General features: G+C 54.0%; 19 protein-coding genes. 7 read left to right on the forward strand and 12 right to left on the reverse strand.

The features are described 5' to 3' along the window. Nucleotides 1–36: 36 nt before the first annotated feature. Nucleotides 37–4,365 (reverse strand): T9SS type A sorting domain-containing protein, encoded by a 4,329-nt coding sequence (locus IPH75_12460; GenBank protein MBK7142882.1) that lies wholly within the window; start codon nt 4,363–4,365, stop codon nt 37–39. A gap of 348 nt (nt 4,366–4,713) precedes the next feature. Beyond that, entirely contained in the window at nt 4,714–5,967 is a 1,254-nt protein-coding gene (locus IPH75_12465) for a DUF2334 domain-containing protein (protein MBK7142883.1), read from the reverse strand. Nucleotides 5,968–6,513: 546 nt separating this feature from the next. On the opposite strand from IPH75_12465, the gene IPH75_12470 reads away from it, so the two are divergent. Genes IPH75_12470 through IPH75_12485 form a run of 4 tightly spaced genes read left to right on the forward strand, consistent with a single transcriptional unit; the run spans nt 6,514 to nt 12,114 of the window. Next, the gene (locus IPH75_12470) at nt 6,514–7,989 is read left to right on the forward strand and encodes an oligosaccharide flippase family protein (protein MBK7142884.1); all 1,476 of its coding nucleotides are present in this window, start codon (nt 6,514–6,516) and stop codon (nt 7,987–7,989) included. A 19-nt stretch (nt 7,990–8,008) separates the two neighbouring features. Further along, on the forward strand, nt 8,009–9,385 hold the full coding sequence (locus IPH75_12475; protein ID MBK7142885.1) for a phenylacetate--CoA ligase family protein: 1,377 nt from the start codon (nt 8,009–8,011) through the stop codon (nt 9,383–9,385). Between the two features lie 30 nt (nt 9,386–9,415). Then, on the forward strand, nt 9,416–10,153 hold the full coding sequence (locus tag IPH75_12480) for an aspartate/glutamate racemase family protein (protein ID MBK7142886.1): 738 nt from the start codon (nt 9,416–9,418) through the stop codon (nt 10,151–10,153). Between the two features lie 23 nt (nt 10,154–10,176). Continuing rightward, nucleotides 10,177–12,114: a methylaspartate mutase subunit E gene (locus tag IPH75_12485; GenBank protein MBK7142887.1), complete on the forward strand. Its 1,938-nt coding sequence runs from the start codon at nt 10,177–10,179 to the stop codon at nt 12,112–12,114. Between the two features lie 11 nt (nt 12,115–12,125). Here IPH75_12485 and IPH75_12490 read toward each other — a convergent pair whose 3' ends face one another. Beyond that, on the reverse strand, nt 12,126–13,751 hold the full coding sequence (locus IPH75_12490; protein MBK7142888.1) for a hypothetical protein: 1,626 nt from the start codon (nt 13,749–13,751) through the stop codon (nt 12,126–12,128). Further along, on the reverse strand, nt 13,639–13,980 hold the full coding sequence (locus IPH75_12495) for a hypothetical protein (GenBank protein ID MBK7142889.1): 342 nt from the start codon (nt 13,978–13,980) through the stop codon (nt 13,639–13,641). The genes IPH75_12490 and IPH75_12495 overlap by 113 nt, the downstream gene beginning before the upstream one ends. Before the next feature lie 40 nt (nt 13,981–14,020). Between IPH75_12495 and IPH75_12500 the strand changes: the two genes are divergently transcribed. Then, nucleotides 14,021–14,209 (forward strand): hypothetical protein, encoded by a 189-nt coding sequence (locus IPH75_12500; GenBank protein ID MBK7142890.1) that lies wholly within the window; start codon nt 14,021–14,023, stop codon nt 14,207–14,209. A 418-nt stretch (nt 14,210–14,627) separates the two neighbouring features. On the opposite strand, the gene IPH75_12505 is transcribed toward IPH75_12500, so the two are convergent. Beyond that, on the reverse strand, nt 14,628–15,995 hold the full coding sequence (locus tag IPH75_12505; GenBank protein ID MBK7142891.1) for a heparinase II/III family protein: 1,368 nt from the start codon (nt 15,993–15,995) through the stop codon (nt 14,628–14,630). Nucleotides 15,996–16,234: 239 nt separating this feature from the next. Between IPH75_12505 and IPH75_12510 the strand changes: the two genes are divergently transcribed. Both IPH75_12510 and IPH75_12515 read left to right on the forward strand, forming a co-directional pair. Next, on the forward strand, nt 16,235–17,368 hold the full coding sequence (locus IPH75_12510) for a glycosyltransferase (protein MBK7142892.1): 1,134 nt from the start codon (nt 16,235–16,237) through the stop codon (nt 17,366–17,368). Then, a complete protein-coding gene (locus IPH75_12515) occupies nt 17,365–17,952 on the forward strand; it encodes an acyltransferase (GenBank protein MBK7142893.1) in 588 nt (195 codons plus the stop codon). Before IPH75_12510 ends, IPH75_12515 begins: the two co-directional genes overlap by 4 nt. A gap of 4 nt (nt 17,953–17,956) precedes the next feature. Here IPH75_12515 and IPH75_12520 read toward each other — a convergent pair whose 3' ends face one another. The 7 genes from IPH75_12520 to IPH75_12550 form a co-directional block, all read right to left on the reverse strand. Next, entirely contained in the window at nt 17,957–18,937 is a 981-nt protein-coding gene (locus IPH75_12520) for a glycosyltransferase family 2 protein (GenBank protein ID MBK7142894.1), read from the reverse strand. Continuing rightward, nucleotides 18,938–19,528, reverse strand: coding sequence for an acyltransferase (locus IPH75_12525; GenBank protein ID MBK7142895.1), 591 nt, complete (start codon nt 19,526–19,528; stop codon nt 18,938–18,940). A gap of 69 nt (nt 19,529–19,597) precedes the next feature. After that, the gene (locus IPH75_12530) at nt 19,598–20,761 is read right to left on the reverse strand and encodes a GNAT family N-acetyltransferase (protein ID MBK7142896.1); all 1,164 of its coding nucleotides are present in this window, start codon (nt 20,759–20,761) and stop codon (nt 19,598–19,600) included. 13 nt (nt 20,762–20,774) lie between these two features. Beyond that, nucleotides 20,775–21,791, reverse strand: coding sequence for a polysaccharide deacetylase family protein (locus IPH75_12535; GenBank protein ID MBK7142897.1), 1,017 nt, complete (start codon nt 21,789–21,791; stop codon nt 20,775–20,777). Between the two features lie 10 nt (nt 21,792–21,801). Beyond that, on the reverse strand, nt 21,802–22,914 hold the full coding sequence (locus IPH75_12540; protein MBK7142898.1) for a glycosyltransferase family 4 protein: 1,113 nt from the start codon (nt 22,912–22,914) through the stop codon (nt 21,802–21,804). Next, complete coding sequence (locus IPH75_12545; GenBank protein ID MBK7142899.1) at nt 22,911–24,110, reverse strand: glycosyltransferase; 1,200 nt, start codon at nt 24,108–24,110, stop codon at nt 22,911–22,913. The genes IPH75_12540 and IPH75_12545 overlap by 4 nt, the downstream gene beginning before the upstream one ends. Nucleotides 24,111–24,153: 43 nt before the next feature. Next, on the reverse strand, nt 24,154–25,998 hold the full coding sequence (locus tag IPH75_12550; GenBank protein MBK7142900.1) for a T9SS type A sorting domain-containing protein: 1,845 nt from the start codon (nt 25,996–25,998) through the stop codon (nt 24,154–24,156). Between the last annotated feature and the right edge of the window lie 177 nt (nt 25,999–26,175).

Here is a 26,175-nt window from a genome sequence, read left to right on the forward strand (position 1 = left end):
AATGTCATGGGCCTTTTCCTATTCATGTAGCTCGGATTATCGGAGCAGCAGCATCTTCTTGCGATCCGACTGGTCACCAGAGACCATGCGGTAGAAGTAGATGCCCGAAGAGACTTGGTTGCCGGAGTTGTCGGTGGCATTCCAGCTGACGGTATGCTCACCGGCCTCCATTGCCTGATCAACCAGCGTCTTGACCTGCTGTCCGAGAACGTTGAAGATCTCGAGTCGCACCTGGCCGGCGGCCGGGAGATTGAAGGAGATCTGCGTGCTCGGGTTGAACGGGTTCGGATAATTCTGACCGAGTGCAAAGCCGGACGGCAGCGTTCCCTTGCCGGCAGCGCGGGTGATCGTGAAGTAGATCTCCTGGTTGCCACCGGTTACCTGGAAGCTGGTCTGCTTGCTCATATCCGCGATCAGCACTTCGCCATTCGGTTCGGAGCCTTTGCGCAATTCATAGCGCGACTGGCCAAACTGAGTCGGATCCCATGAAAGCGTCGCGGTAGCCGAAGACTGCCCGCCGACATTTCCTTTCGGATTGACGGCGATCGTCCAGTGATTGGCGACCGAGATATCATCACGAACATCTTTGTAGAGTCTGTTCTGCGAGTTCATATCGAAAATACTCAGCCCGACCGAGTACTGCGGCATGGACGGCGGCTGCGGAAGCAAATGGCTCCGGGAATCGGTGCCAAGCAGGATGTTCGCCTGGCTGACGCCATCGATCGCCGCACCCTCGGCATGAATGGTCACGACACCAGTGGTCGCCGTGGTCATGGCAAGCGGCTGTGAGCCACCCGAGGAGACCGGCATGCCGCACGTTGCATTCAGCGTCGCGGCAGAGGTCAACTTGATCCAGTAGCCGGAGTTGGCGCTGATATCGGTTACCGGCAGATAGACGCCGTCAAATCCGAAGATCGCTTCGATATTGCCCGAAGGAGTGGTGGTCGGAGTGACCGTGCAATTCGGCGCACCAACCAGATTCCAGCCGGCGGACAACGAGGCCGAAGCATCAGTCACGGCGACTCCGGAGAGCATGAAGACAGTAGCTTCCGGCATCTTAACCCAATATCCCTTGCCGCCAGTCAGAGTAGACGGTTCAGCATATTGACCGGAGAATTCGAAAACCGCCTCGGCTGTCGGGAAAACAGCGCTGACAGTCGGGGTCTCCGGAATAACCGGCAATGAAACCAGATTCCAGCCGGCATCGAGAACGAGATTGGCGAACGAGACGCCCGCGCAATCGTCATCAAACCACTGGATGGTGTAGTATCGCGAAGTCTGGAGATCACACACCTGATAAGAGGTCGTGGTGCGCATATCTGCGACGACAACCGTACCATTCGGCGAAGAGCCTTCGATCAGGCGATAATTGCGCTTGTCGCTCAGTTCCGCAGCATTCCAGCTGATCGTCGCGCAGCGCGGCGTACCCGCCGGAGCAACATTTCCGTGCGGATCCAGCTCCATCACCCAGTAGTAGCAGAGACCACCGGATTGCTGGATGTCACGATAGAACGGTCCATCGACGCCACCCTTCCACAGGCGAAGCGAAGTGGTGTATTCGGGCGGAAGCGGAGCCGCCGGTGTAGTCTGGTCGCTGTTTCCCATTCCGATGATGACATCGGATGTATTAGTTGCCGATCCGGCAATCTCACCATCCACATGAATGGTAGCGGTCCAGTTGGTCGGCGGGAGCGTTGAAACAACGGTCACTGAGAAGGTGATCGAGTCGGCGGCGCCGAACGAATCAAAGGCTCTCAGCGTGACACTATAAAGCCCGGCCTGACCTACTGCTGGGGTCCAGCTCCATTGGCCGGTACCATCGCCGTTGTCAATGAAAGAGAGCGCGCCTGACGCGTTGGTGGACGCACTCAAAGTTAACGGATCGCTATCAGGATCAGTTGCCGAGAAGTCGACCGATACCAGTACTCCCTCGAGTATGACCTGCGGATCGACCGTGGTCACCATCACCGGCTCGCGGTTGATATTGTTGACCGTGATAGTCACGATCTCGTCATCGGTATTGGTACCATCGGAAGCGGTGAAGGTCACCTGATAAACGCCGGACTGCGTGAAGTTCGGAGTGAATGAGAAGTTTCCAGTACCGTCGCCATTATCTATGAAATTCGCGCCGGAAGGAAGCGGCGATGCACTCAAAGTCGGGATCTCAGCTTCCGGATCGGTTGCTGAGACGATGAAATTGAGCGGCTGGTTTTCGTCTACAGACTTGGCGCCGATGGCGGCAAGCACCGGCGGTTGGTCTGAAACGCCGATCGTCACCGTATTGGAGGCAAACGGCACTGATGCCTCGGTAGTTGAGAAAGCAGTGACGTGTGCCTGCCAGATCTCGCCATTGATCGTTTCATTAGCGGAGATCTTGTCGCCGCCTTCAGTATAGATCATAGCGATCTGCTGGGGGGAAAGCGGGTAATTGTAAATGCGGCAATCGTCGAGCATGCCGTTCCAGGCGAAAGAGCCTTGCGTAGCGCCGACCAAAAGTCCCGGGTCGGTAACATCGCGCATATTGACAGGGAGTATTGTCGTATCAACCGGAGAGCCATCCACATAGAGGACCATCTCGCCGGTGGTATAGTTGAAGGTCACTGCGGCATGATACCAGTGATTGGCCTGGATCGTATTGGCGGCGGACTGCACGATGCGCCAGTCGCCGTTTTGTCCGGCGCTGAGACGCTGGTCAAATGCCACGCGCATGCCGTGACCGCCGGTGGCAGTCGTATTATGATCCCAGCCCGAGAGAATATGATTGAATACACCGTTCACGGTGTGATAGATCCAGGCAGTCTTGGTGTAGGAGGCACGAGTCGGGAAGATATCACCCATCGTGATATAGCTGGTACCATCAAACTGATAGGCGCCATTTCCGTCGTGGCCGCCATTCGGCAGGTAGACCGGATTGCCCACCTTGTATCCGACTCCGCCATTTCCGGCGTAGTTTTCCAGAGAGTAATTCGGGCCACCTTCAAAAGGCATATACAGGATCATAGTCGGAGCGCCGTTCTTGAACCAGGCGGTTCCGGCGGTCGTGGCGCTGAGCGCAAGGTTGTAGTTCGCCTGCAAATCGCCATTGCCGAGAATGGTTAATTGTGGCGTTGTAAGACTGACCGTCGGGTCGGCGACTACTATATTGAAACTCTGATTGTCCGTCCCCTGCGTATTTGTGGCCATGATCGTGACCGGGACAGAACCGGAAATCGTAGGCGTCCAGGTGATGAGGCCGCTGATCGGGTCGATCGTCATGCCGGGCGGAGCAACGGTCAGACTGAACGTCGGATGTGGGCCACCATCGGCATCGGCATTGTACGCGTACGGCTTCCCGGCGATTGCGGCAGTGACTGGGCTTGACGTAAAGAGCGGCGAAGTCGCGATGATAGTCAGGGTATTGCTGGCAACTTCGGTTCCGGCGGCGCTGATAGAATAAGGAGTGACTTTCGCCTGCCAGATATCACCGACAGTGTTTTCCTGCTGCTTGATGCGATTATTCCCCGTCGAGTACATCGACATGATCTGTTCCGGGCTCAGTGCCGCGTTGAATATCTGTACCTCATCCATGGAGCCGGTATAGTTGCCGGTTCCGCGATAGGAACCGATCGCCAGCGACGGGTCGCTGACATTCTTCTGCGAGCCGGTCAGGATAGTGGTGTCTTCGGGAATTCCGTTCTTGTATAGAATCATCTGGCCGCTGTTATAGTCGAATGTCACGGCCACGAAATACCAAGTATTGGTCAGGATCGACCAGCGATTTTTGGATTCCACCAGATTCCAGACGCCGTTATGACCGGCGCGAAGGCGATCATCCAGGGTGAAGCCGAATCCGTGGCTGGTAGCGGCGGTGGCGCTGGAAGCGATCAACCAGTGGTTGACGCGCGAGACGGTTCGATAGACCCAGGCGGTCTTGGTATACGATGAATTGGTCGGGAAACTATTGCCGGCATTAAGGTAGTTGGTGCCGGTGAAACTGACACCGCCGGTGCTGTTGTAGCCGCTGGTCGCTGACCATGTCGTGGTCCCCGAAGATGTCGCCGTGATACCATTGCCGGAACGGTCCTGCAATGCCGCAGCGGCCCCTCCCTCAAATGGCATGTAGAGCGTCGCCATCGGGTTGCCATTGCGGAACCAAGCGGTTGATGACCGCGTGGCCGAGCCACCCAGGGTGAACGTGTTATTCAGATCATCGTTGATCGTATTATTGCCGCTCGCGGAAGTGAGCGTTACCCCGCTGACAGATGGGGTCTGAGCCGATACGCCGGTAAGAGATACCAGCACGATCAGCACAAGAATCGCGAATAATTTCGGGATTCCTGCCAAAAACGAACCATACGACGACAAGTTAACAGATACAGATTTCATGAGATTTTCCCTTCCAGGTCTAATGCCAGCCAAATAAGCAAACAGGCTGCCATGAACAGAAGTTCATCCCTTGCCTGAGATCATTCTCCGGAATTCTTCTACCAGGCTACTTTCTGGCTGAATATATAGCTGAAACGAAGGTGATTAGCCGCTCTAATGCGCATACGAATGCATTTTTCAGGCAAGCGTTTGCGCAATGAGTCATAAGGGTGCCGATTGCAGGGACTGCAGGATTGCGGGAAATAGGTCTAAGAAAGGACTGATTGAGTCTATAAAGAGACAGCGATTGCAGAACAGGTGAAAACGGTTTCCTGCTTGTTAGTATACAGCCGGTTCGATAAGGCTGGGCTAGTCGATGGTGTTTCCTACAAGATAAGCCGCAAGTCCGACTATGGAGGACAGGCCTAAAGCATAGATTTCGAGATCATACAAGCTGTAAGCGGCCACAATCAGCACTACCGTATAGCCGACTATAAGCGCTTTCCTGCGGTAAACCATCCATTGAGACGGCAAGAATCGGCGGATCCGATTGGCAATAAAAGCGATCACCAGAAAAGAGATAACATAGAGAGCAATGCACCAGACCCGTTCGCGCTCGAGCAGTGTTCGGGCGAGTCTGCCGTCGACATAGGTCATGTTCGGGATCCCCATACGCAGAGGACCGGGAATGAGGTGATTCAGTGAACTATGTCGAAGAGATGAAGCCTGCATGAAACGAGAGGCGCCAAGGTCCGAAATCAACTGCGTTGCTCCCGCCGCGGTCGTGAATCGAAGGGTGGGATCCTGGCTGATCTCGGCAAGGAGATCTTTGAATTGTTGAAAGGTCATCACGCCGCGCTGGACATCCGACTCAATGAAATCATACGGATGAATCACTGCTGTAATCAGAGCGGAATTGGAGGATGGGAGATTTCTCGCTTCAGCGATTGCTTCTTTTAACTGGTGAATACGACAGGTACCGGGGACATAAAGGAGGCGTGACTCTTTTAATGCCGGGCCGCGCGGATCTGCAGAGATGATCGAGAATCCAACTGCTTCGGCGGCGCGAATCGTGTTGTCGTCGTAATTTCCCCACGGCGGGACAAATGAGACGATCGGACACTGGAACTGCTCTTGGAGTATGCTTTTGCCATGGGCAAGTCGGGCGACTTGCTGTTCATAGGTAAGCCCCTCAAACTCGGACATTTCACGCAAATCTTTGTTGGGAAGTGTCTGGTGCGTGCAGCCATGAACACAGAGTTCGACGAGCCCCTTGTCAATATAGGGCTTCAGCATGGCAACCTTCTCAGCGTCCATCAGGAGGCTGTCGGCCGGTTGAGAATTTCGGAATCCGTGTGCGGTCACACAAGGGATGGCGGCGAAAATGCACGGAAGCTGATGCTTATCCAGTTCCTCGAGGATCTGTGATTCAAGATAGGTGTTGCTGACGGCGCTGTAGTCATCGTAGCGCAGAACGATAGTCAGTGGCTGGTGCCCGTTTTTGGAGGGGAGCATACTTCCAAGGACCGCCAGGGCGGTCAGGAGGAGAACCACAACCAGCATCGCTGGTGCGATCACTCTTCGAGAGTATGAGTTGTGCGAACGAGATTTAGCTATCGCCATGCAGTTACTCCACCATCACCTTATCGTCATCAAACTGATTCTGCTACCATAAAGCTGACCCTTGGCGAGTAGAAATAAGGACAGCAGCGCATTTTCGGGTGTCGTTCGGGGATTGGATTGCGGTCCGAGCGGGCATTGCCCGACCAACCTGGGTAGAGACTACCAGACCAACCTTCCTCAATACGACTTCAGTAAATAATTGACTAGAATCCAGTCAATTAACTTTGATTTGAGCAAATGTTGTGCCGATAGGGAAAACTCTTCCGGTTCGGCAGATTTTGACGGGGCATCCTGTCGTCTTAACCGGTTCTATCGGCAGTCCGGAGGTACGGGACTATACTGTGGACCAAGATTGTCCACAAGTCGCGCAGTCAGACAGGTAGTTTCGGAATCTTGGGAGTGCTCGTAGACAGACGGCACTCAATACGTTACATTGGAGCGCTTTTCCCTATCTCCCCTGACCGGAGAACCGGACCTATGGGGCAAATCGGCGATGAACCGGGGAAAAGGTTGTCCGATACAGTACGAAGGACCTCAAATAACTATATGGCTCAATCTGTTGCTTCAGAAGCAAAGCTGATCGCCCGCCACTCGGCCGTTTACGGACTTGCCTCCGTTCTGGACCGTGTGGTGAGCTTCATCATGCTGCCGGTGTATACCCGGTTGCTCACCCCGGCTGATTACGGGGTACTGGAGCTGCTATATCTGACCAACAGTGTCATTTCACTGGTGATCGGAATGGGGCTGGAATCGGCGGTCAGCCGGTTCTATTTCGACTTCGAAAAGGAAGAAGATCGAAACCGGGTGGTGGGGACCGCAGTGGTAGGCTATGGCGGCATGATGATCGCCATCAGTCTATTCCTGATGCTGTTCGCCGCCCCGATGGCCGGGCTGGTACTTGAGTCGAGCGATCAGGCGAATCTGCTGATCGTCTCGCTAGCGTCGCTCGGCATCGGCATGGTACTTCCGGTCTATTTCGCTTACATGCGGGTTCGCCAGAGATCGTTCGAATATATGATCACCAAAGTCGGGATGACGGTTCTGACGTTGGGGCTCAATATCCTCTTTGTCGTCGTTTATCCGTACGGGGTGATGGGGGTCTTGATGGCCACCCTGCTGACCAACGTCGTTTTTCTGATCCTGCTCTCGATCACGACACTCCGGAAAACAGGGATCTCGGTCAAGTGGCCGCTCCTGCTGGATATGTTGAAATTTGGATGGCCGCTGATCCCGTCGAATATCGGCGCGTATATCGTTCAGGCTTCGGACCGCTATTTTGTCAAGGAGTACGTTTCGGTCGCGATGACCGGGATCTATTCACTTGGCTACAAGATCGGGACATTGGTCAATCAGTTCGTCACCTCCCCTTTCCTGCAGGTCTGGGCGCCGAGGCGATACGAGCTGTTTAATACCGAGGGGTACGAAAAGATCTACCCCAGGATCTTCACCTACTTCTGCACACTCAGCCTGTTTGTCGGGCTGATGATCTCGCTTCTGGCAAAAGAGATCATCAAAGTGGTCGCAGCAGAATCCTTTTGGGAAGCTTACAAAGTTGTACCGGTAGTGGTGCTGGCGTATATCATCTTTTCGTTTCACCATCATTTCAATATTGGAATCTTGATGAAGAAGGCGACAAAGTATGTCGCCTACGTCAACGTCCTGAATGGCATCCTGAATGTCATTCTCAATTTCCTGTTGATCAAGCCATTCGGAATATTCGGTGCAGCAGTCGCCACGCTTATCTGCTTTATCTTCAAGGCGGCGCTGACGTTCTATTTCTCGAACCGGCTCTACCCGATCCATATGGAGTGGCGGCGGGTCGGCTTGTTGTTCACAGTGGCGATCATCATTTTCTTCGCGGGGATCCAGGTGGATACCGGCTCGATCTGGCTGGATATTGCGGCCAAGACCGGGATAGGCTGCCTCTTCCCGGCGGCCCTGTTTGCGGTGAAGTTTTTCACCGACGAGGAGATGAAACGCCTCAAGCAGATCATCAAAACAAGGTCACTGAAGTTTGACTGATCAGGTCCGGGAGTTTGCCATGTTTGACATACTGCAATTCACCGCCAAGCACTTCTTCTTCCGTATCAGGGAGTTTCAGGAGAAGGGGACAACGCTCGCTCACTTGAAAGAGATGGAGCGGATCCAGTTCCAGTCGCGAAGCGAAATAGAGGCATTGCAGTTAACCAGAGTCCGGGCTCTCCTGACTCATGCGCACCAGAACTGCCCGTTTTATGCCAAGCGACTGGATGAGGCAGGCATTAAGCCCTCAGGAGTACAGACATTTGACGACCTGCTCAGACTTCCGGTGCTGACGAAAAAGGATATCCAGCAATCGCTTGACTCGCTTCGGGCGCGGAACTATCCGGTGGAATCTCTGGTTCCCAATAAAACCGGCGGTTCGACGGGGAGCCCGCTGCATTTTTATCATGACCAGGATCGCCTCTTCTCGCGGAAAGCGGCAACTATCCGGCACAATCGATGGGCCGGGTGGGATATCGGCATGAAGACCGCCTCTTTCTGGGGACACCGGCAGGATATCTCGGGGATGGCGTCTTTCGGTTTCAAATTACGGAGCATGGTGATCGATCGACTAGCGATACTTGACACTTCGAGTATTACGCGCGAGCGACTGGCGGAATTCAAAACTCGCCTGCAGAGCTATCGACCGGGGATATATATCGCGTACGCCAATTCGATGTTTCTGTTTGCGCGGTTTCTGAAAGAGACGAATTCGACGGACCACCATCGCCCTAAGGCGATCATAACTTCGGCGGAGGTTCTCGAGCCGGATCAGCGGTCGTTGATCGAGTCGGTTTTTGAATGCAAAGTGTACGACCGCTACGGTTCGCGCGAGACCAGTGTCCTGGCGTCAGAATGCGATCACCATTCCGGCCTGCATATCGGGGCCGATGGATTTCTGGTTGAGTTCATTCGGGATGGCAAGCCTGCGAAGCCAGGCGAAACCGGCAAAATAGTGGTGACCGACCTGCTGAATTTTGGAATGCCGTTCATTCGGTACCAGATCGAAGATACGGGAATGCCGGTGGCGGGAAACTGCGGTTGCGGACGCGGCCTTCCGCTGATGAAAATGGCCGGGGGGCGAACTACCGACTTCCTGGTGACGCCATCGGGGAAGATAGTATCAGGGGCCTCACTGACCATCTACCTGATCGCCAATACGCCGGGAGTAGCCCAGGCGCAGTTGATACAGGAGAAGAAGGACGAAGTGGTTTTCCGGATCGTTAAAGGTGAGAAATTCGGTGATGCCAGTCTGACATTTTTGGCCGCAGAGATTCCCAAGTACCTGGGAAGCGACGTAAAGTACCAGATAGAGTACGTCGATACCATACCAGTGGAGTCTTCGGGCAAGTACCGGTTCAGCATCTCCAAGGTTGATCCGGCTTCGGCGTTTTAGAGCAAGAGACTCTTCATTCAGGAGACAACATTGACTAAGAAAAAATTAGGCATAATCGGCGGTATGGGTTCCGTGGCCGGAGCCTATATGTTTGACCGAGCGGTCCAACTGACCCCGGCGGTGACTGATCAGGAGTATGTCGAGATCTTTGTGCACAACAACTCCTCGGTCCCGGATCGCACTCAGGGGATATTGCAGACCGGGCCAAGCCCGGTGCCGGAACTGGTTCGATCGATGCAACTGATGGACGCAGTCGGCGCAGATTTTGTCATGCTGGCATGCATGACTTCGCATTATTTCATACCGGAGATCCAGAAGGCAGCTCGCGCGCAGATCATTGACGGAATCGCTGAAACTGCTCGATATACCGTTGAGAATTACCCGCAGGTCAAAACGGTTGGGATACTTGCCTCGACCGGTAATCTCAAAATGCAGTTATTTCAGAAGCAATTCGAAGCGGCGGGAATCAGATCGATCATCTTCAACGAGAAGGACCAGAAGTTTTACTTCATGGATCCGATCTACGAACCCTGGGGGATCAAGGCCGGACATGTGACGGGACAGCCGAAAGTCCGTTTTGTCCATGCGACTCAACGTCTGGTCGAACTCGGCGCGGATGCCATTATCGGCGGGTGCTCTGAAGTTCCGTTGGTATTGAGTCAGTCCGATGTTGAAGTACCGTTTGTCGATGCGATCGACGTTCTGATCGGGACGACGTTAGGAAAATGTCTCGATCTTTCACCCCGCACCATTCTGGAACGGGCATAGTCTGAGGATCAGGAAGCAGTAGAATGAAAAAGGCACATAGATTATTGATCGGGAGTCTCGGCGATGATATCCATTCAGTCGGAATGGCGTTGCTGACGCTGGCGTTTCGCGAGTCCGGGTTCTACGTGAAGAATCTCGGGATCGGCAATTCGCTTGATGATTTCTTTTTCCACGCGGCTGATTTCGATGCCATTTTCATTTCCTGCAACAATGGCCATGTCGATATGTATCTGGAAGATTTCCCGCACAAGCTCCAGCACTTCGGGCTGGGGAACGGTGATCCCAAGGTCTGGTACCTGGGAGGAAATCTCTCTGTGCAGGAGAAGGATGACAATGTCGTCCGCCAGTTCCGGGCGATGGGTTTCGACTATGTCGCCCCAAAGCCGGTTTCGTGGCTGTTGATCCTCGAGAATCTGAAGCGCGATTTCCACAATAAATCGATTCACCCGCGTGAACTGCTCAATCATGGAGAGCATGAGATCCCGCCGATGCCGGATCTTGAGTCGGTCACCGATGAACCGATGAGCATGCCGGAATTCGAATTAACGCGGCGCGAAGTACTCGCAAGCTGGCCGACCGGCGCCAAGGTCTGGTTGACCGACGTGAAGAAAAATCACGCGGCACCGTTGAAGAATCTGCATAACCTGATTGTGACCCAGCAGACAACACCGTATCGACCACTGCTTCAGCCGCGTACCGGGGTGGCGCACATTCAAGATGAGATCGATATTCTCAAGCTGCTTCGCGAGAACGGGATGGATGTTTCGTCGATTCAGCTCGATGCCGCCAGCCGGAAAAATATGTATGCCAAAGCCGAAGAGGGTGTGCGCCGCTCTGAAAAGGGAGGAACGTCGTTCCTCAACGGCTACCCAGTTCCGGTCCACGGTGTCCCAGGGATCGAGGAGATCCTGAGCGCAATTGAGACTCCCTTCCAGATCCGTGCCGGATCGCCCGATCACCGATTGGTCTACGAGATAGGCATCGCCGGAGGGACAACCTCGGTTGAAGGGGGATTTCTCTGTTATCTGTATCCCTATGACAAGCGGACCTCGCCGGTTGCCAATCTGAAGAACTGGAAGTATGTCGACAAGCTGACCGGGATATATCAACAGCAGGGAATCACGATCAACCGCGAGTATTTCGGACCGTTGACGACCAGTCTGATCGAGCCATCGCTGGCGATAGCGATCAATGTTGTGCAGGCGATTCTTTCCGCAAAGTCGGGAGCGATGTGTGTCAGTCTGGGATTGGCAGAGCAGGGGAACCGAACTCAGGATATCGCTTCAATCCGGGCACTCGACAAAGTTGGCCGAGCTTTCCTGACCAAGTACGGATTTCCGCGAGTGACTGTTTCAACCGTCTTCCACCAGTATATGGCGGCGTTCCCGAACAATCTGGAAAAGGCGCGCGAACTGATCGTCTCCAGCTCCACGACTGGAGCGCTCGCCCGAGCAACCAAGTTCATGATCAAGACCCCGGTTGAGTCGATTCATATTCCGACCCGTCACGACAACGCGGAAGCATTGCGCCTGACCAAAGCAGGTGTGGCAAAGGCCGGCGATGTGAAACTCGACTGGTCGGTGATCGACCTGGAAATGGCGATCATCGAGCGAGAAGCGATGATCATATTGGGTGAAATCGAGACGCTGGGACGCGGTTCCCTGGCGCGTGGCGCGATCAAGGCGTTCCAGAACGGGGTACTTGATGTCCCCTTCTCCCCCAGCCTTTACAATCGCAATGCGATCATCACCGCCCGCGACAGCGATGGGGCCGTTCGCTTTGTGAATCCGGAATTATTGCCGTTTGATGATCAGATCATAGAATACCACAAAGAGAAAATACATCGGCGGATGGTGATGGAACGTCGCACTAAGAGTTCAGAACTGATCGAACAGGATCTGACGAGAATCTGGAAAGGGGACTATGTCCGCTGGCCGCTCGACGGGTTATATGTGCATTAGACCGGACTGCTCTACTTCTTATCGATAAACATTCGATGGAACAGCTCGAAAGCGACCAGGTCGCTGAGCTGGAAGAATGAATCCCCTCCCTTGCGCTGACGCTCCAGGAATTTCTCGATAGTCGGACGATTGAAATAACCGCGCTGGATGGTTGTCTGATCCAGCAAGACTCCCTCATAAAATTGCCGGACTCGTTTGTCAGCCCGATACCACTGACTGAAGTGGGAGTAGTTTTTCGGGTTGTAATATTTGAAATGCCCTTGAGTCAGTCGTTCGGCTAAGTAACCGTACCGATTGATCCGGGCGCGGAGTTTTTGTTTCCAGGGGGACGGCTTGTGAAAGAGATCAACACCGGTCGACTGGTAGGTGACTCGCGCCAGGTCGGGGAGTTTCGACCGGAAATAGGCGGACATGACCGATTTCGAGAGTTTGGTCGCTGCCGGGATCTTGAGATAGAAATCCACGAGCAGATCATCGGCCAGCGCAAAATGATCGTGCCAGAGGAAGCGGTTGCAATCGATCAGATTCATATGCCGGCCGATCCGGTTCCGGATAAAGAAATTATCCTTCTGATTGCAGTAGAGCGGCGAGACATTCAGGCTTCGCTGGAAGTCAGCCTCGATATTCGGCATATACGATGCAGCAAAGCGCTTCCCCATCTCCGGCGTGAAGAGGGCGTAATGTTCTTCGCCAACAAAATCTCCCCAGAGCGAGCGACGAAGATTCTTCAGTTTTTCTTCATGCGAGATCGTTTCTGTGATATCGGCTGCTTTGTAGTATGGCGAGCCGAAATTGGTCGGGCCGCCGAAAATGCCGTTAAGGAACGCCGTCGATTTGGGAGGGAGATTGTACTGCGTGCTGACACCCATCAGCACCGCCGGACCGGTGTTGTTCATCCCTTCGGAGAAATAAACAAACCGTTCGGCATGCTCCGCCAGCCAGTAGGGATGCATCTCAATGAATCGGTATCGCTCATGATTGAGCGTTTTGACAACATCCTTGGCGATCTTATGGTCATGACAACCAGACCGTCCATGGGTAATCGCCCAGGGGTTGTGACCCGCCATGATTGTATGGGCAAGAATGAATCGTGAATCTAATCCGCCGGAAAGCGGGATGACGATATTCTCTGCATTGCCGATCCGCTTTTTGATTAGCGGGCGGAAGATGGCATCGACTTCCTCGACCATCTCGTCCATCGAGCGATCGATCCCTTCCTGATATAGGTAATCCCAGTAGGTCGAGAGAACGGTTCTGCCATTGGCGACTTTCAGCGTATGACCGCCGAGGAGGATCTTGGCCCTGGCGAAAAGCGTCTTTTCGCCGAGAGGATAACCGTAGTTGAACATGTCTGCGGCGCACTCGAGATCGACTGTTCGATCGAAGCTCTCATAAGCGAGAAACGCCTTGGCTTCGGTGGCGAACATGAAAAGCGATTCGTCTTCGAAATAGTACAGTTGCCGATGTCCGAATCGGTCGTTGCAGATCAGCATCTCTTTGTTCGGATTGTCGAAGATCGCGATATTAAACGAACCATCGATCTTCTCCGGCAGATGCGCTGCATCCTTGCGATACAACGTCGTCAGATGCTGCGCTTTTGGGAGTTGATCCAGCAGGTGGATCAGCGTGCCATCCATAGATGAATCCGGAGAAAGCGGCGACGATCGACGAATCAGCGGACTGGCCAAGTTGCTTTTCACCTGCCATTGGGATACCGGCATGCCCGACCCCGAACCATTCGCCGATGTGCGATTCGGCTTCGTAGTAGTCGTAATGCATCAGCCGTTTCTGCATGCCGGCCAACAGCGACTGGCGCTTCGGCTGGTCCATCGGGCGTTTGCAGACAAATCCAAATATTCCGGGCATATATCCTCAGGTCGTCTCGTAGAGGTTGAATTTATGTTCGATGAATCGTCAGTTCATTCTCAATAGTGAACTGGCCATCGGTGAATCTGTTCGGTTCATCCTGATGCCAGATAATAAGGGAACGGTCGCCGCTGTCAAGTCTGATCCGGTCGAAGGAATTGCCGGCCCGCCTCTGGCAGTATATCTACTGCTTCCTGCTCAAAAGCGCCGTTCAGAGGTGCCAATCTGAAATCGTGAACAGGCAGCCTGATCTGCCTGCGCCAGATAATCGCACGAATAGTCTTTGATGGCATCTTCAGATTATATTCTGGCGATACCCAATCATCCTCGAAATCGATATCCATATCACTGTCAAAGGTGTAAAATGGCTAACGCCACCAGAGCAATTCTCCAGATCGCTTCAGATCCAGTCCATCGCCTTGCGCCTACTGTAATTCCAGCGCCCAAATGAAAAGACATCATCCAGTCAATTCCAGAAATTCGATTCAATCACCACAGCGATCAGGTGGGAAGCGCTCCGACTATGGAACGTCTGGTGACGATAGTGGTGCCGATCATCTTTCCCCAGTTTGGATTTCGCCCCGAAGGAGATAATTTGCTCTGGTTTTCATCGACGACGGATCGCGCAGTTTGACAATCGGATTCTGTCACCATGGTATTCCCCGTATCCGGAAGTTCAACGCGAAAGGCAAGTCACCGTATTGTGGGCCCGCTGTTCGGAAGAAATAGTCTCGCCAGTCGGTGCCCGTCAGCTCACGATTCTGAGGCACAAACATCCCATACAACCGTCTGAAGAGTCCACTTGATTGAATCATTTTCCGGAGAGTCGGATTACTCGGTCCGAGCACGGGGCTGTACGTAAATCGCCCGGGATCGACCAGAATCGGCCCGTCAGAGCTGGTCAGGATGACCTGCAGGTCATCGGCATGGGAATGCCACTGACGGCGCACAGGCGGCTTACCGGAAGCATCAAAGAGAAGTTGATATTTCTTCCCAGTTGCCGGGTCGTTCCATTTCGAAACAGCCCATCCGGTTGGTTGATAGATTTTCACCAATGGCCGAGCTGAGGCAGTTTTTTTGGCGCGCGCCTGCTCGCCCAACAGCGTTTCGCAGAGATTAGAGATGTACGCTGTCTCAAAGGCGTCAGAATCGCCGATCTGCGGAATCTTCCCTTGCGGGTCGGTGATCTCTTCGAGGGTCACCAGAAGCGTCTGCACGGCCTGCAAAAGCCAATCGGGGATCGGCAGATCGTTGGTGCGAAGGATCACGACATAATCGGTCAGGGCAATAATGCACTCACCGTGGTACATCGGCGCCTGCTCAATCCAGTGACCATCGGGCTGAATCTCCGTCTTGAGCAATTCCTGAAGGCGGCTGGATGCCTTTTCGCGCCAGATTGTCGTATCAACCAGACCGTGGAGATATTCCGAAGCGGTCAGGATAGCGCAACAGATGATCAGCTCCCAATTGCCGACCTTGCTCCCAAGTCCCTGAAGAAGGAAATCGACTTCGAATCGAAGATGATCGAAAAGCAGTTTGCTCTGGCTTGCGGTGGAAACATCTCCATTTCGCAAAATATCAAAGGACTTGATCAGATGGAAGATTCTCAGCGCCGAATCAAGACGATTGCTCCAGAGATGGCTCTGCGTGCCTCTGCGCGCAGAACAGAACTGCTCGACATGATCCCAGTAACAGTCGGCCAGCGGCTGCTCATTGGTCAGTCTCCATCCGGCGGCCAGATCGACCAGATGGCTGAGTCTCGCCAAAGCATGCGGCCATTCTTCGTCACCGGTTCGGATCTTGTCCCAATCGATCGGAGACTCAAGCTGCTCCGGAACCCAGGTCTTCTCCATATGCCAGGGATGCCAGAAGGTGATCAGCCCGCGCGAGGTTTCCCGCGCCTTGGCGATCAGCTCCAGGCTGTCCGGGTAACGGGCACAAAAGATCGCCGAGCGAACATCACCGTCCGGCCAGTACGGTCGAGCAATTTGGCTGACGGATGGTTCTGTGGTCACGGCAGGAGCTGTCTTTCTTTCCAGATCAGAGATCGGCTATTGGGCGCGTTATGGATGCATGTTTTCAACAGTGGCAGAAGATAGACCGGGCGGGTAGCGGAATCAACAAAATTCAGCTCTGCAGAGAGATTAAACCCTTGACGATATTATGACAGGACAACACCTTGCGGACGCTGGGCGAAAAGCTTCCCGACCGGCAACAAGAGTGGCTTTCACCGAGAGTAGAACGATTGCAGGGTATGATCAAGATAGCGTATGTCATAGACGAACTCCCGAGCGCCAACGGCGGGACTGAGGGGCAATTGGTGATGTTGCTGCGGCACCTGGACCGTACTCAGTTTGCACCGCATCTGGTCTGCCTTCGCCCGGCGGATTTTATCAGCAAGAGCGGTCTCGATGTCCCCAACCTGACATTGCATGTCGGGAGCTTGTTCCGTCCATCGGCGATCCGGAAGATCAATCAGCTTGGTCGGTATCTGAGAGAGAACAAGATCGATATTGTGCAGACATTTTTTGTCGACGGTAACATCGTCGGGACTTTCGGCGCTATGTGCGCCGGTACGCCGACCATTATCTCCAGCAGGAGAAACCTCGGACACTGGCATGGACCGATCCATATCGCACTACTGAAGTACCTTCAGAAACATACCAGCTACTACCTGGCTAACTCTCGAGCGGTGATCGCCAAAACGATCGATAAAGAATCCGCCAAACCTGAGCAGATGCATCTGGTCTACAACGGGCTGGATCTTGAGCGTTTCGCGCGTATCACGCCGGAACTTAGAGCACAAAAACGCGAGGAGTGGAAGATCGGTGACAACGAACTGCTGGTCGGTTCGGTTGCGAATCTCAGGGATGTTAAGAACCTCGATTTGCTGGTGATAGCAGCCGCGACGCTTAAGAACGACTACCCGAACCTCAAGTGGGTAATAGTTGGCGATGGTCCTGATCGGGAGAGGCTGACTTCGCTCCTGGCACAGCATGGTCTGGCAGACAGGTTTCTTTTGCCGGGGCGGGCAGTCGATGTTATCCCGAGTTTGGCGGCGCTTGATATCGCGGTCCTTTGCTCTGCCAGCGAAAGTTTTTCAAATTCACTTATCGAATATATGGCGGCAGGGTTGCCGGTGATCGCTTCCGATGTCGGCGGCAACCGCGAAGCGATCAGTCATGGTGAGAACGGGCTGTTGTTTCCTTCAGGAGACCAGGCGCGGTTCAATGATGAATTGAGGCAATTGATCGGGGACCGGGGACTTGCGGCACGGTTTGCCTCTGCGGCGAGAACGGCCGCCCATTCAAAATACTCGACGGCGAAATATGTCGCTGAACATGAGGCGTTTTATCGCCGCATTTATCAGGAGAAAGCAGACAGATGAGAAAGATCATAAAATCGATATTGGTCGCGCTGTTCTATATCATGGTGCTGCCGAGCAGTCTGATCTCGCTCGGGTTCCACCGCTTCCTGGGCAGCAGTATGGCATTTGATTTTTTCGCCCAGTGGTACAGCCTTTTTCCCGGTCGTATCGGCACCATGACACGTGCCTGCTTTTATGAGCAGACCCTGGCCGAAGCACATCTTGATCTGGATATCGGCTTTGGGAGTCTTGTCTCCAAGATCGACACGACCATCGGCAAGGGGGTCTTGATCACCGGTCATACGGTGATCGGTCGGGCACATATCGGTGATCGGGCAGTGATCGCCAACTATGTCTCAGTCCTCTCCGGACGGTACCAGCACAATTTCCAGGATATCTCGAAGGATGTTCTCTCCAACGAAGATCGCTTTGATTTCGTTAATATCGGCCACGATGCGTTTGTCGGGGAACATTGCACGGTGATGGCGAATGTGGGACATCATTCGATCATCGGTGCGGGGAGTGTGGTGGTGAAAGATATTCCGGAGATGGTGGTAGCGATCGGCGCGCCGGCCAAGCCGGTCAAAACGAGAACGGTGAAGTGACCGTCTAATCACCTCTGACTGCACGCACGAGTTTACGCAATGCAGTGATCAGGCCGACCGGGAAAAACGTCGCGAAATAGTGAGCGCGAACCGTGGCGTTGTTGTAGCCAAAGCTCATCGCCAATTTCAATTCCTTCCGCGCCGCTTTCAGATCATTCTCCCGATAAAAATGAAAATGAGCGAGGTCGTAGTGGCAGTGGCCGACGCGATGGCGCAATCGTGTCTCGCACTTCTTCTCCCACTCTGAACCAAACGCCAATGCCTTCTCGAATAGCTGGACGCGGCTGATCGCGGGGACGATCGTGGTAGGACCATCGGCCAGCGAATGCACGCGGCTTCGGGTCAGGATCTCATCAATGAACGCAAATTTGTAGCGGCGCGATAGTCTGAGCCAGAGGTCACGGTCCTGCGCGCGAGGCAAGGTGGCATCGAAAAGTCCTTCGTCGTAGAGGCTCTTCTTGCGCACCATGACGCTCGAGAGATTGACGAAATTTTCATCGATAAACAACGGATAGAGCGGTTCGGTGAAAATACCCAGCGTACCATGCCGTTCTATCTTCTGCTGATGGAAAAGCCGCATCGTTTTGAAGTAATCCGCTTTGACTACGCGGTCATTGTCGAACCAGCAGGCATTAGTGACGATCAGGTCGATTCCGGGATGAGCGACAATTGCCGCCACCTGCTTTTCGATCTTGGTCGGCTCCCAGAGATCATCCGCATCGAGAAACGCGATCCACTCGTGGCTGGCCATCCGGATACCGGCATTACGCGAGGCGCCTCTTCCCTGATTCTGCTGGTGGCGATAATTTACGCGATCCTGATATGGCTTGACGACCTCGGCCGTGTTGTCGGTGGAACCGTCATCGATGATTATGATCTCGCACTTACCATAGGTCTGGGCGAGTACGGACTCGATACAACTGGCGATATAGCGGCCATGATTGTAGGTGCCGATGATGACGCTGATTGGAAAGGGCTGCGACATTTAGCTGGCAGGCTCCGATGGTGGCGCAGAAGGGGTTGCTTCGGCAGATGCGGGGGCGGCTGTCTCTGTCGGCGGTGTATTGCGGAAACCGATCACGCGAGCCGGGTTGCCGGCGAGGATCGAGAAATCTTTGTACCGCTTGCCGCCGACAATAGCGCCGGCCGCTACAATGCAACCTTTGCCAAGATGAGTGCCGGGCATGATGAACGCGTTGGCGCCGATCCAGACGTCATCCTCGATGATCACTTCTTTGAATTCTGATCCCTGGAAATAAACCGGTGTGTTGGGGTCGGCGTAGATATGGTTGGAACTCCATATCTTCACACCGGGTCCGAGGATGACATAGTCGCCCATCGTCACGCCGCCGGCGGCCTGGATGTTGCAGTCGATCCCGAGCGAGCAGTGACGGCCGACCGTCAGTTTCTGCGGATTGCGGATATAGAGGCGCTCGAGGAATTTCGTGTCTGGCCCGACCGCCTTGACATATTTCCTGTAAAAGCGATAACGAATAGTGTAGCCGATATAGCTCGGTATAAGCGCGAGGAATGCTTGCTTATGGATATAATGGCGTCCCTGCAGATCCCACTTCATTTGCCGAAGTGTCTGGAAGAACGATTTCGTACTGCTCCATAATCCCATAGTGCTACCCGTTTATTCCGATCATCCCTTAACCTTGCTCAGCAACCAGCTTTTCACGCTCTTGGCGGTTTTGTTGCGGAACAGCAACGTGGCCAATTTGGAATACCGCGCCGCAAAAAATGCCGAGGCTATTCGTTCGGAGATCCGGCCACCATAGATGATCACCCGATAATTCTGGCGGACCGCATTGGCGTATCGATCCTTGTACCCTTCGTCTCCGCGAGCAAAATCCAGCTCAACCAGATCGCGCTGCAGGGCATCATCCATAAGATAGCGAAGGATCACCTGCCCGGGAGACTTCTTGTAATACTCCTTGTTGAAGCAGGTCTTGTACAAATATAGCTTCTTCTCAAACTCAAGCGAAACATATATCGCGACATACTTGTCATCGAGCGTCAGGCTGGAGAAATGAACCCAGCCCTGCGGGTGCATCCGCTTGAAGAAACTTCGATAGAAGTTCTTCATTGGGTCGAACCGGAAATAGCTGGGAGTCGGTGTTCCGTCCCATCGGTCGACGTGCTGTGCGAAGAGATCATCCAGGCGGGAGAGCGCATCGGTCGTGTCAGTATAGCGATTGAATCCGAATGTCCCCTCTTTCTGGAACCAGTTGATGTACGACGTGATATTCCGCTTGTGGTACATCTTTTTCGCTTCGGCCTTATCGCTGATGATCATAGCCGGGCAGGTATCGGACGGTTCGACACGATACGGGAGATTCAATCGGGTGAGCAGCTTGACCAGGAGGGAATACGCGGAGTTCTCGCCCCGCATCTGGTCAAGGAGTACTTTCGACCAGGTGCCGCGGAGTGAGAGCAGTTTCTCTATAACCAGGTCGAGCGACTCCGGGCATGCCGGATCATAGAGGATATCCGCATAATCATTCTGCGGATAACCGACAAACGTCAGCAGTTTTCCCGAACGAATACAGAACGGGGCGATCGCGACAGTTTTCCCGTGAGCCGTGACCACGATCGTCGCCAGTTCAATCTCATGCCCGAAGATCTCGAGCCAGGACGCGGCCCATTCGAAGGTAGCGAACGGCTGGCGATTATCCGAACGGCTCAGGAGATCATTCCACTCCCTCTCGAGCTTGAGTAGCTCAGCAGGCGACGTAATGACAGTCGCCTGCATCGATGCATTGTTTTTGGCAGGAGTTTCGATCATCCCTTCAGCGCCACCGATCATCAATCTACTTCCTTTATATTCCGAGGAGTTCAAGAGCTCCGGAGAGACGCAGCTTGAATTCCATCATGCTCATATCGTTGCCGACATTGATCCGTTTGAGATCAAACAATCCATCGTCGGGTGCTGCCAGGCCTTCAACAGTTGAGACCGCCGAATCAAAATGTCTTGCGGCCATCGTCATATGTCGATCCGAAAAATCGGTTCGCGTCCCATTTGGGTAGGCGAAATGTCGGATCGGGTGTTTCAGTTCATGCTCCAGGCGAGCCTGTGAATCTGCCATCTCCTGCTCTGCCTGTTGGTCGGAGACGGTGGTCAGGATCGCATGGTTGACGGTATGTGCTCCGAACTCGACTATGCCCGACGCATCAAGCGTTCGGATCTCATCCCAGGTCAGACCATCAAATGGTTCGGCATGTTCGCGAGCGACGCGCGGCCCCAGTTGAGTCGCGATCTTTTCAATCAGTTGCTCACGAGCGACACTGTCTATCTTTTTCAGGCCACGAGCAAGTCGCGACTCGGTCTCCCGTTTTGCTTCGGGAGTAGACAGATCATATCGCGCCAGACCATCGCCAGTCAGGTCCAACGAAGTGGCCTGAGTGGTGCGGATCAGTCCGCGAACGTAGTCTGTCCAGATCATGCCGCCGAATTGTTCCGGACGGTCGATCAACGAGATGGCGATATAAATCGTCGCCGGCACTTTTCGGTCCTTGAGTATCGGGTATGCCTGGGTCAGATTGTTCCTCAGACCGTCATCAAAGGTCACAACCGCCGAATAATCGAACGGTTGATTCTGCCTCTTTTTATTATCGACAAATTCGGTCAATCTGACGGGCCGATACCATCGTGCCAGATACTGAATCTGGGCTCGGAATCGGTCGATCGGGAGCTGCGTCCAGACACCGATATCCTGTTGTACCACACCGTGATACATAAGGATGCGGGTTTTCGACCGGGTGATCTTTCGAGCCACCAGCCAAAGCCCACTCCAATACAGGAGCGCATATATACCAAATTTGAGCGCCCGTTTCATCGATTATTGTCTACTTCTCAGAAATTACCCGCTGGTAGAGATCACGCAGCGAATCAAGCTGTCCTTTGAAGGTGAATGACCTGGCCAGTGTCTCAAAGGCCGCATCGCGGAATTTTGAGCGCGTTTCGGCGGCTCCAGCCATCTGCAGGATGGCATCGGAAAGTTCAATCGGATCTTTGGCCGGGACCAGAAGTCCGTTCGATTCATGCTGGATCAGTTCGGGGACACCGCCGACTGCGGTAGCAACTACCGGTACGCCCAGGGCCATCGCTTCGAGTATGATATTCGGTAGCCCCTCGGATAACGATGGGTTTACCAGCATATCAGCCGATTTGAGATAGCCGAGCAGATTTCGTTCGTGGCCCGGACAAAGAATACTATCCTGCAAACCGAGTGTGCGAATCTGCGAGAGGATCAGATCGAAATCGGGGCCATGCCCAAACATCACGACCCTGATGCGCGGATTCTTGCGAATGGCTCGTGCGGCTGCATCGACCAGATCCCGTTGTCCCTTCTCCTGACTGAATCGTCCGCCCGCGACAATGACGATACTGTCGGACGGAAAGTTAAATCTTTGTTTCAATGAGGCAGGCGCGATCCCGGAGAAGCGATCCAGCTCGATCGCGTTATGGACCACGGCAATCTTCTGCGGCGAGATCCAGAGGCGAACCAAGCGCTCCTTCTGACTGTGAGAAACCGCGACTATCCTGTCGGCGAAACGAATCACGAATTTATCGATGAGCGTATAGACTTTTACCCGGAAAGTGTCTTGTGTCCACCCGCGCGAGAAACCGATCCATTTGACTTTGGCTCGCCGAGCGGCCATCCAGCCAATTACATGGGTTCGGTAGTCGTGTGTACAGAGGATGTCAAACTTCCCACTGACCAGGGCATCGCCGACTTTCTGCACGGCCGATCGGTCATACGCATTGCTCACCGGGATCAATAGTGTCTCCAGACCATCGGCCGAGATCACTTCAAGAAACTCCGGTGGTTCGGCGTGTTCCGAGAACGAGCCGATCACGACGGTGATACCCGCCTGTCGTGCAATATGGGCATGCATATGCAGTTGACGTTCTGGTCCGCCATAAAAATTGGAGGCGCGCAAGTGAAGGACCTTCATCGCGGCTCCACCATCTGATTCAGGAAATGCTCGAGATCCACCGCCAGCTTATCCCAGCCATAGCGTTCTTCGACTCGCGTTCGGCCAGCTTTGCCAAGCGCTTTGGCGCGAGTAGGGTCCTCCAGAAGACTGACCACGGTATCTGCGAACTGGGCGGGTGAATCCGCGATCAGCAAGTGTCTGTTATTCTCCAGTTCAAGTCCTTCGGCGCCGATGGTCGTGGAGACGACGGCCGATTCCATAGCCAATGCTTCAAGGATCTTGAGACGAGTACCGCCACCGATTCGAAGCGGCACGACAAAAACTGAAGCAGCATGGGCATACGGGCGAACATCGGCAACTTCGCCAACTAAATTGACGCCCGGTCTGTCGCCCAGTTTGGCGATGTGAGGTGGCATATTGCGTCCTATCGCCGAGAACATTGCATTCGGCCGCCGCTGCCGGATCTTTGGCATGATCTCTTCGATAAAGTACTCCACGGCATCCTGATTGGGGCGCCAGTCAAGCGACCCGACAAAAACCATTGAATCAGCTTTTGGTTGCGTCTGTGCAGGGGCAAAGTAAGCGAGATCGACGCCATTGTCGACCGGTACCACGCGCGGCGTGCCGGAGAGAGCCCGGACTCCATCGGCTTCCTTCTGCGAAACTGTGGTGACACCGGCGGCATGGTCGAATGCTGCCTTCTCGAACTTCAGCATTTTACGATACTGGCCACCGATATAGAGTTTCTTCAGGAAACTGGTTTCGGTCTGGTGATAGCGTTGCCAGATCAAGTGCTCCAGATTGTGGGCGACGATGACGGTTGGCGGCATGGGGAGGTCACGCATATAGATCGCGTAAGGACTCCACTCACAGATCACAATATCAAACTTTTTTCGGTTCAGCAGAGCCAGCAATTGATCGGCGAATGGCCGCGTGAAATGGCTGGCGACGGTATAGGGGAGCGGAGAGAGTAAATTCAGCAACAACTTGGCATAAAAGAGCGGGCCGGATTTCGGTTGCAGCTGGTGGTGCACCGGGATGGGGTGCATATCGGCGGCCAGGAGTGCCTGGTATGATTCGCTCGCCTCGGTCCCATACGCCAGATAGCTCAACTCATGTCGCTTCGCCAGACGGCTAAGGAGGTTAAATGAGCGGATCCGTTTACCAGAATTGAGAGGAAATGGAAACTCCTCGTCGAGCACAAGGATGTTCATGAAAATGGAATTCCCTTTACCGGCATCAGCGACACGATCCGTGTCACTTAAGATAGACCAGCTTTCGCGAGTCGGCCCATCCGCTGGCCGCGATATGGCAGAAATAGACGCCTGAGCCGACTTCATTCCCGCGATCATCAGTCCCGTTCCAGACGGTCGAATACTCGCCACGGGCAAGGGTGGCATCAAGCATTTTATTCACCCGTCGGCCACAAATATCGTAGATCGTCAGGCTGACCGGAGATCGTTCCCCGACCTGATAGTTGATGCGGGTCGATCCATTGAATGGATTGGGATAGATCGTGCCGATCCGGGTGGCCATATTCTCCGGTTTGCTGGGATCATCGACCGGAAGAGAAAGATCAATAAAGGCTGAATTCGAGACCGGTGACTCATTGCCGGCAGCATCGTACGAGCGAACAGCGAAGTAGGTCGCCTGTCCCGCGGGAAGTCCGCTGACAACAAACTGCTGCGGATCACCCACATTGCCGGGGACCGGCGGGTAGGTTGGGACAGTCAGGGCGGTCCCCCAATTCGACGCATTGATCGGATTGGCCGAAGACTTCACGACATAAAATTCGGCATTACCGCTGGTGCCATCGCCTCCGGGGGCTGTCCAGGTAAGCCGCACCTGACTCGGCGTGTCGCCGAAGGTCGCGCCAAGATCTTGTATCGTAGCGGGAGGAGTGACGTCATTTTCGTCAAACGTGATCCGGACTACATCGGCAAAATTGTAATTGCTGCCGCCAACCGTCCGTTCGCACGGATACATCGCGTAGCAGACATCGCCGTGCGAGGCCGGTACCTTTTGTGCCGTCGTTACTTTCCAGACATATCGCCCACGCGAGACACGGGTTGGAGAGGACCAGTTGGTTATCTCTGGGCGCCAGTACCGCATGTAAACTGAAACGGAATCATCGTTGGCATAGTCGGACTGCGTATAGAAAAGCACCAGGCGGCGCGAGGCCTCAATATAGGTCAATGCCACGTATGGCGGAACGGCGACATCGGCCGTAAAGCTCCGAAACGCACCCTGTGTCCAGGTGGAAGCATTCTTGCTCTTGAAAGCCCACAGTACTGAGTCAATGCCGCCGGACACGTTATCCCGTGAACCGATCATAAATCGAATGGTATCCATGTAGGCATTGCCGGCAAAGCCGCGATACATCGAGCGATTAAACGTTTTGCCGTCGTTCATCCATTGGCGGGTCGTTCGATTCCAGGTATACCATCCGATTGAATAGTCACCTGAGTCGACCACGACCGCAACGGTATTGTCGTAGATCATGCCGCCGATGCGAACGCGACCGGTACCTTCGCGATTGACGAGATACTGCTGCGGTCCAAAGCTCTGTCCTTTGTCGGTGGAGATCCAATAGCGGATACTGTTGTTATCGTCGAGTCCACGCGAGATCGATATCACTGTATCTGATCCCGGGAGACGGTAGGCCGACGCAATGTACAGGTCCGTCTCTGTCAGCGGCCACTGATAGGTAAAGAGCGTTTGCAGGGAGTCCACGCCCGTGCGGGTCAGAGCATAAAGTCGATTATCGCTATTGCGCCCCAGGTAAACGGTGTCACGATATACTGAAATGTGCGCATGATCGAGATCGTTGAGGGCTCCGGCGTTTTTGCCGACCCAGCGTACGGTCGAATCAAGATTGTAGGTCATAACAAACGCGTTATTGCCGGTAAATCCATGCGTGTAGAAGACCACATCGCCGGCGCCAGAGAGTGGGGCGATCTGAAAACGCGGAATCGACAGCGGGTTAAAGACCGCAGAGGTACTGCTATCGATGGCGTATTGCTGCACCGTGATAGAAGTCTGCCCCATGACCTGCGAGGCGCATATGAAGATCAAGAGAAGGAGTCCGCGAGCAACTTTCATTTTCATCTCCTACAGATCGTTCCCGGATCGATTCAGATAACTCTGGAATCTGGCCGGGCACCAACCAGAATCGCAAATTCGTTGTGGCTGGGCCGTTATTACAGACAGACGATGGTCACCGGCGTAAGGTGATCCAGCGCCAAACCAGTCAAACTGTCTGTTCCTTATAGTTTTCGA

It is taken from the genome of bacterium (genome assembly GCA_016708025.1).
GTDB lineage: Bacteria > Zixibacteria > MSB-5A5 > GN15 > FEB-12 > FEB-12.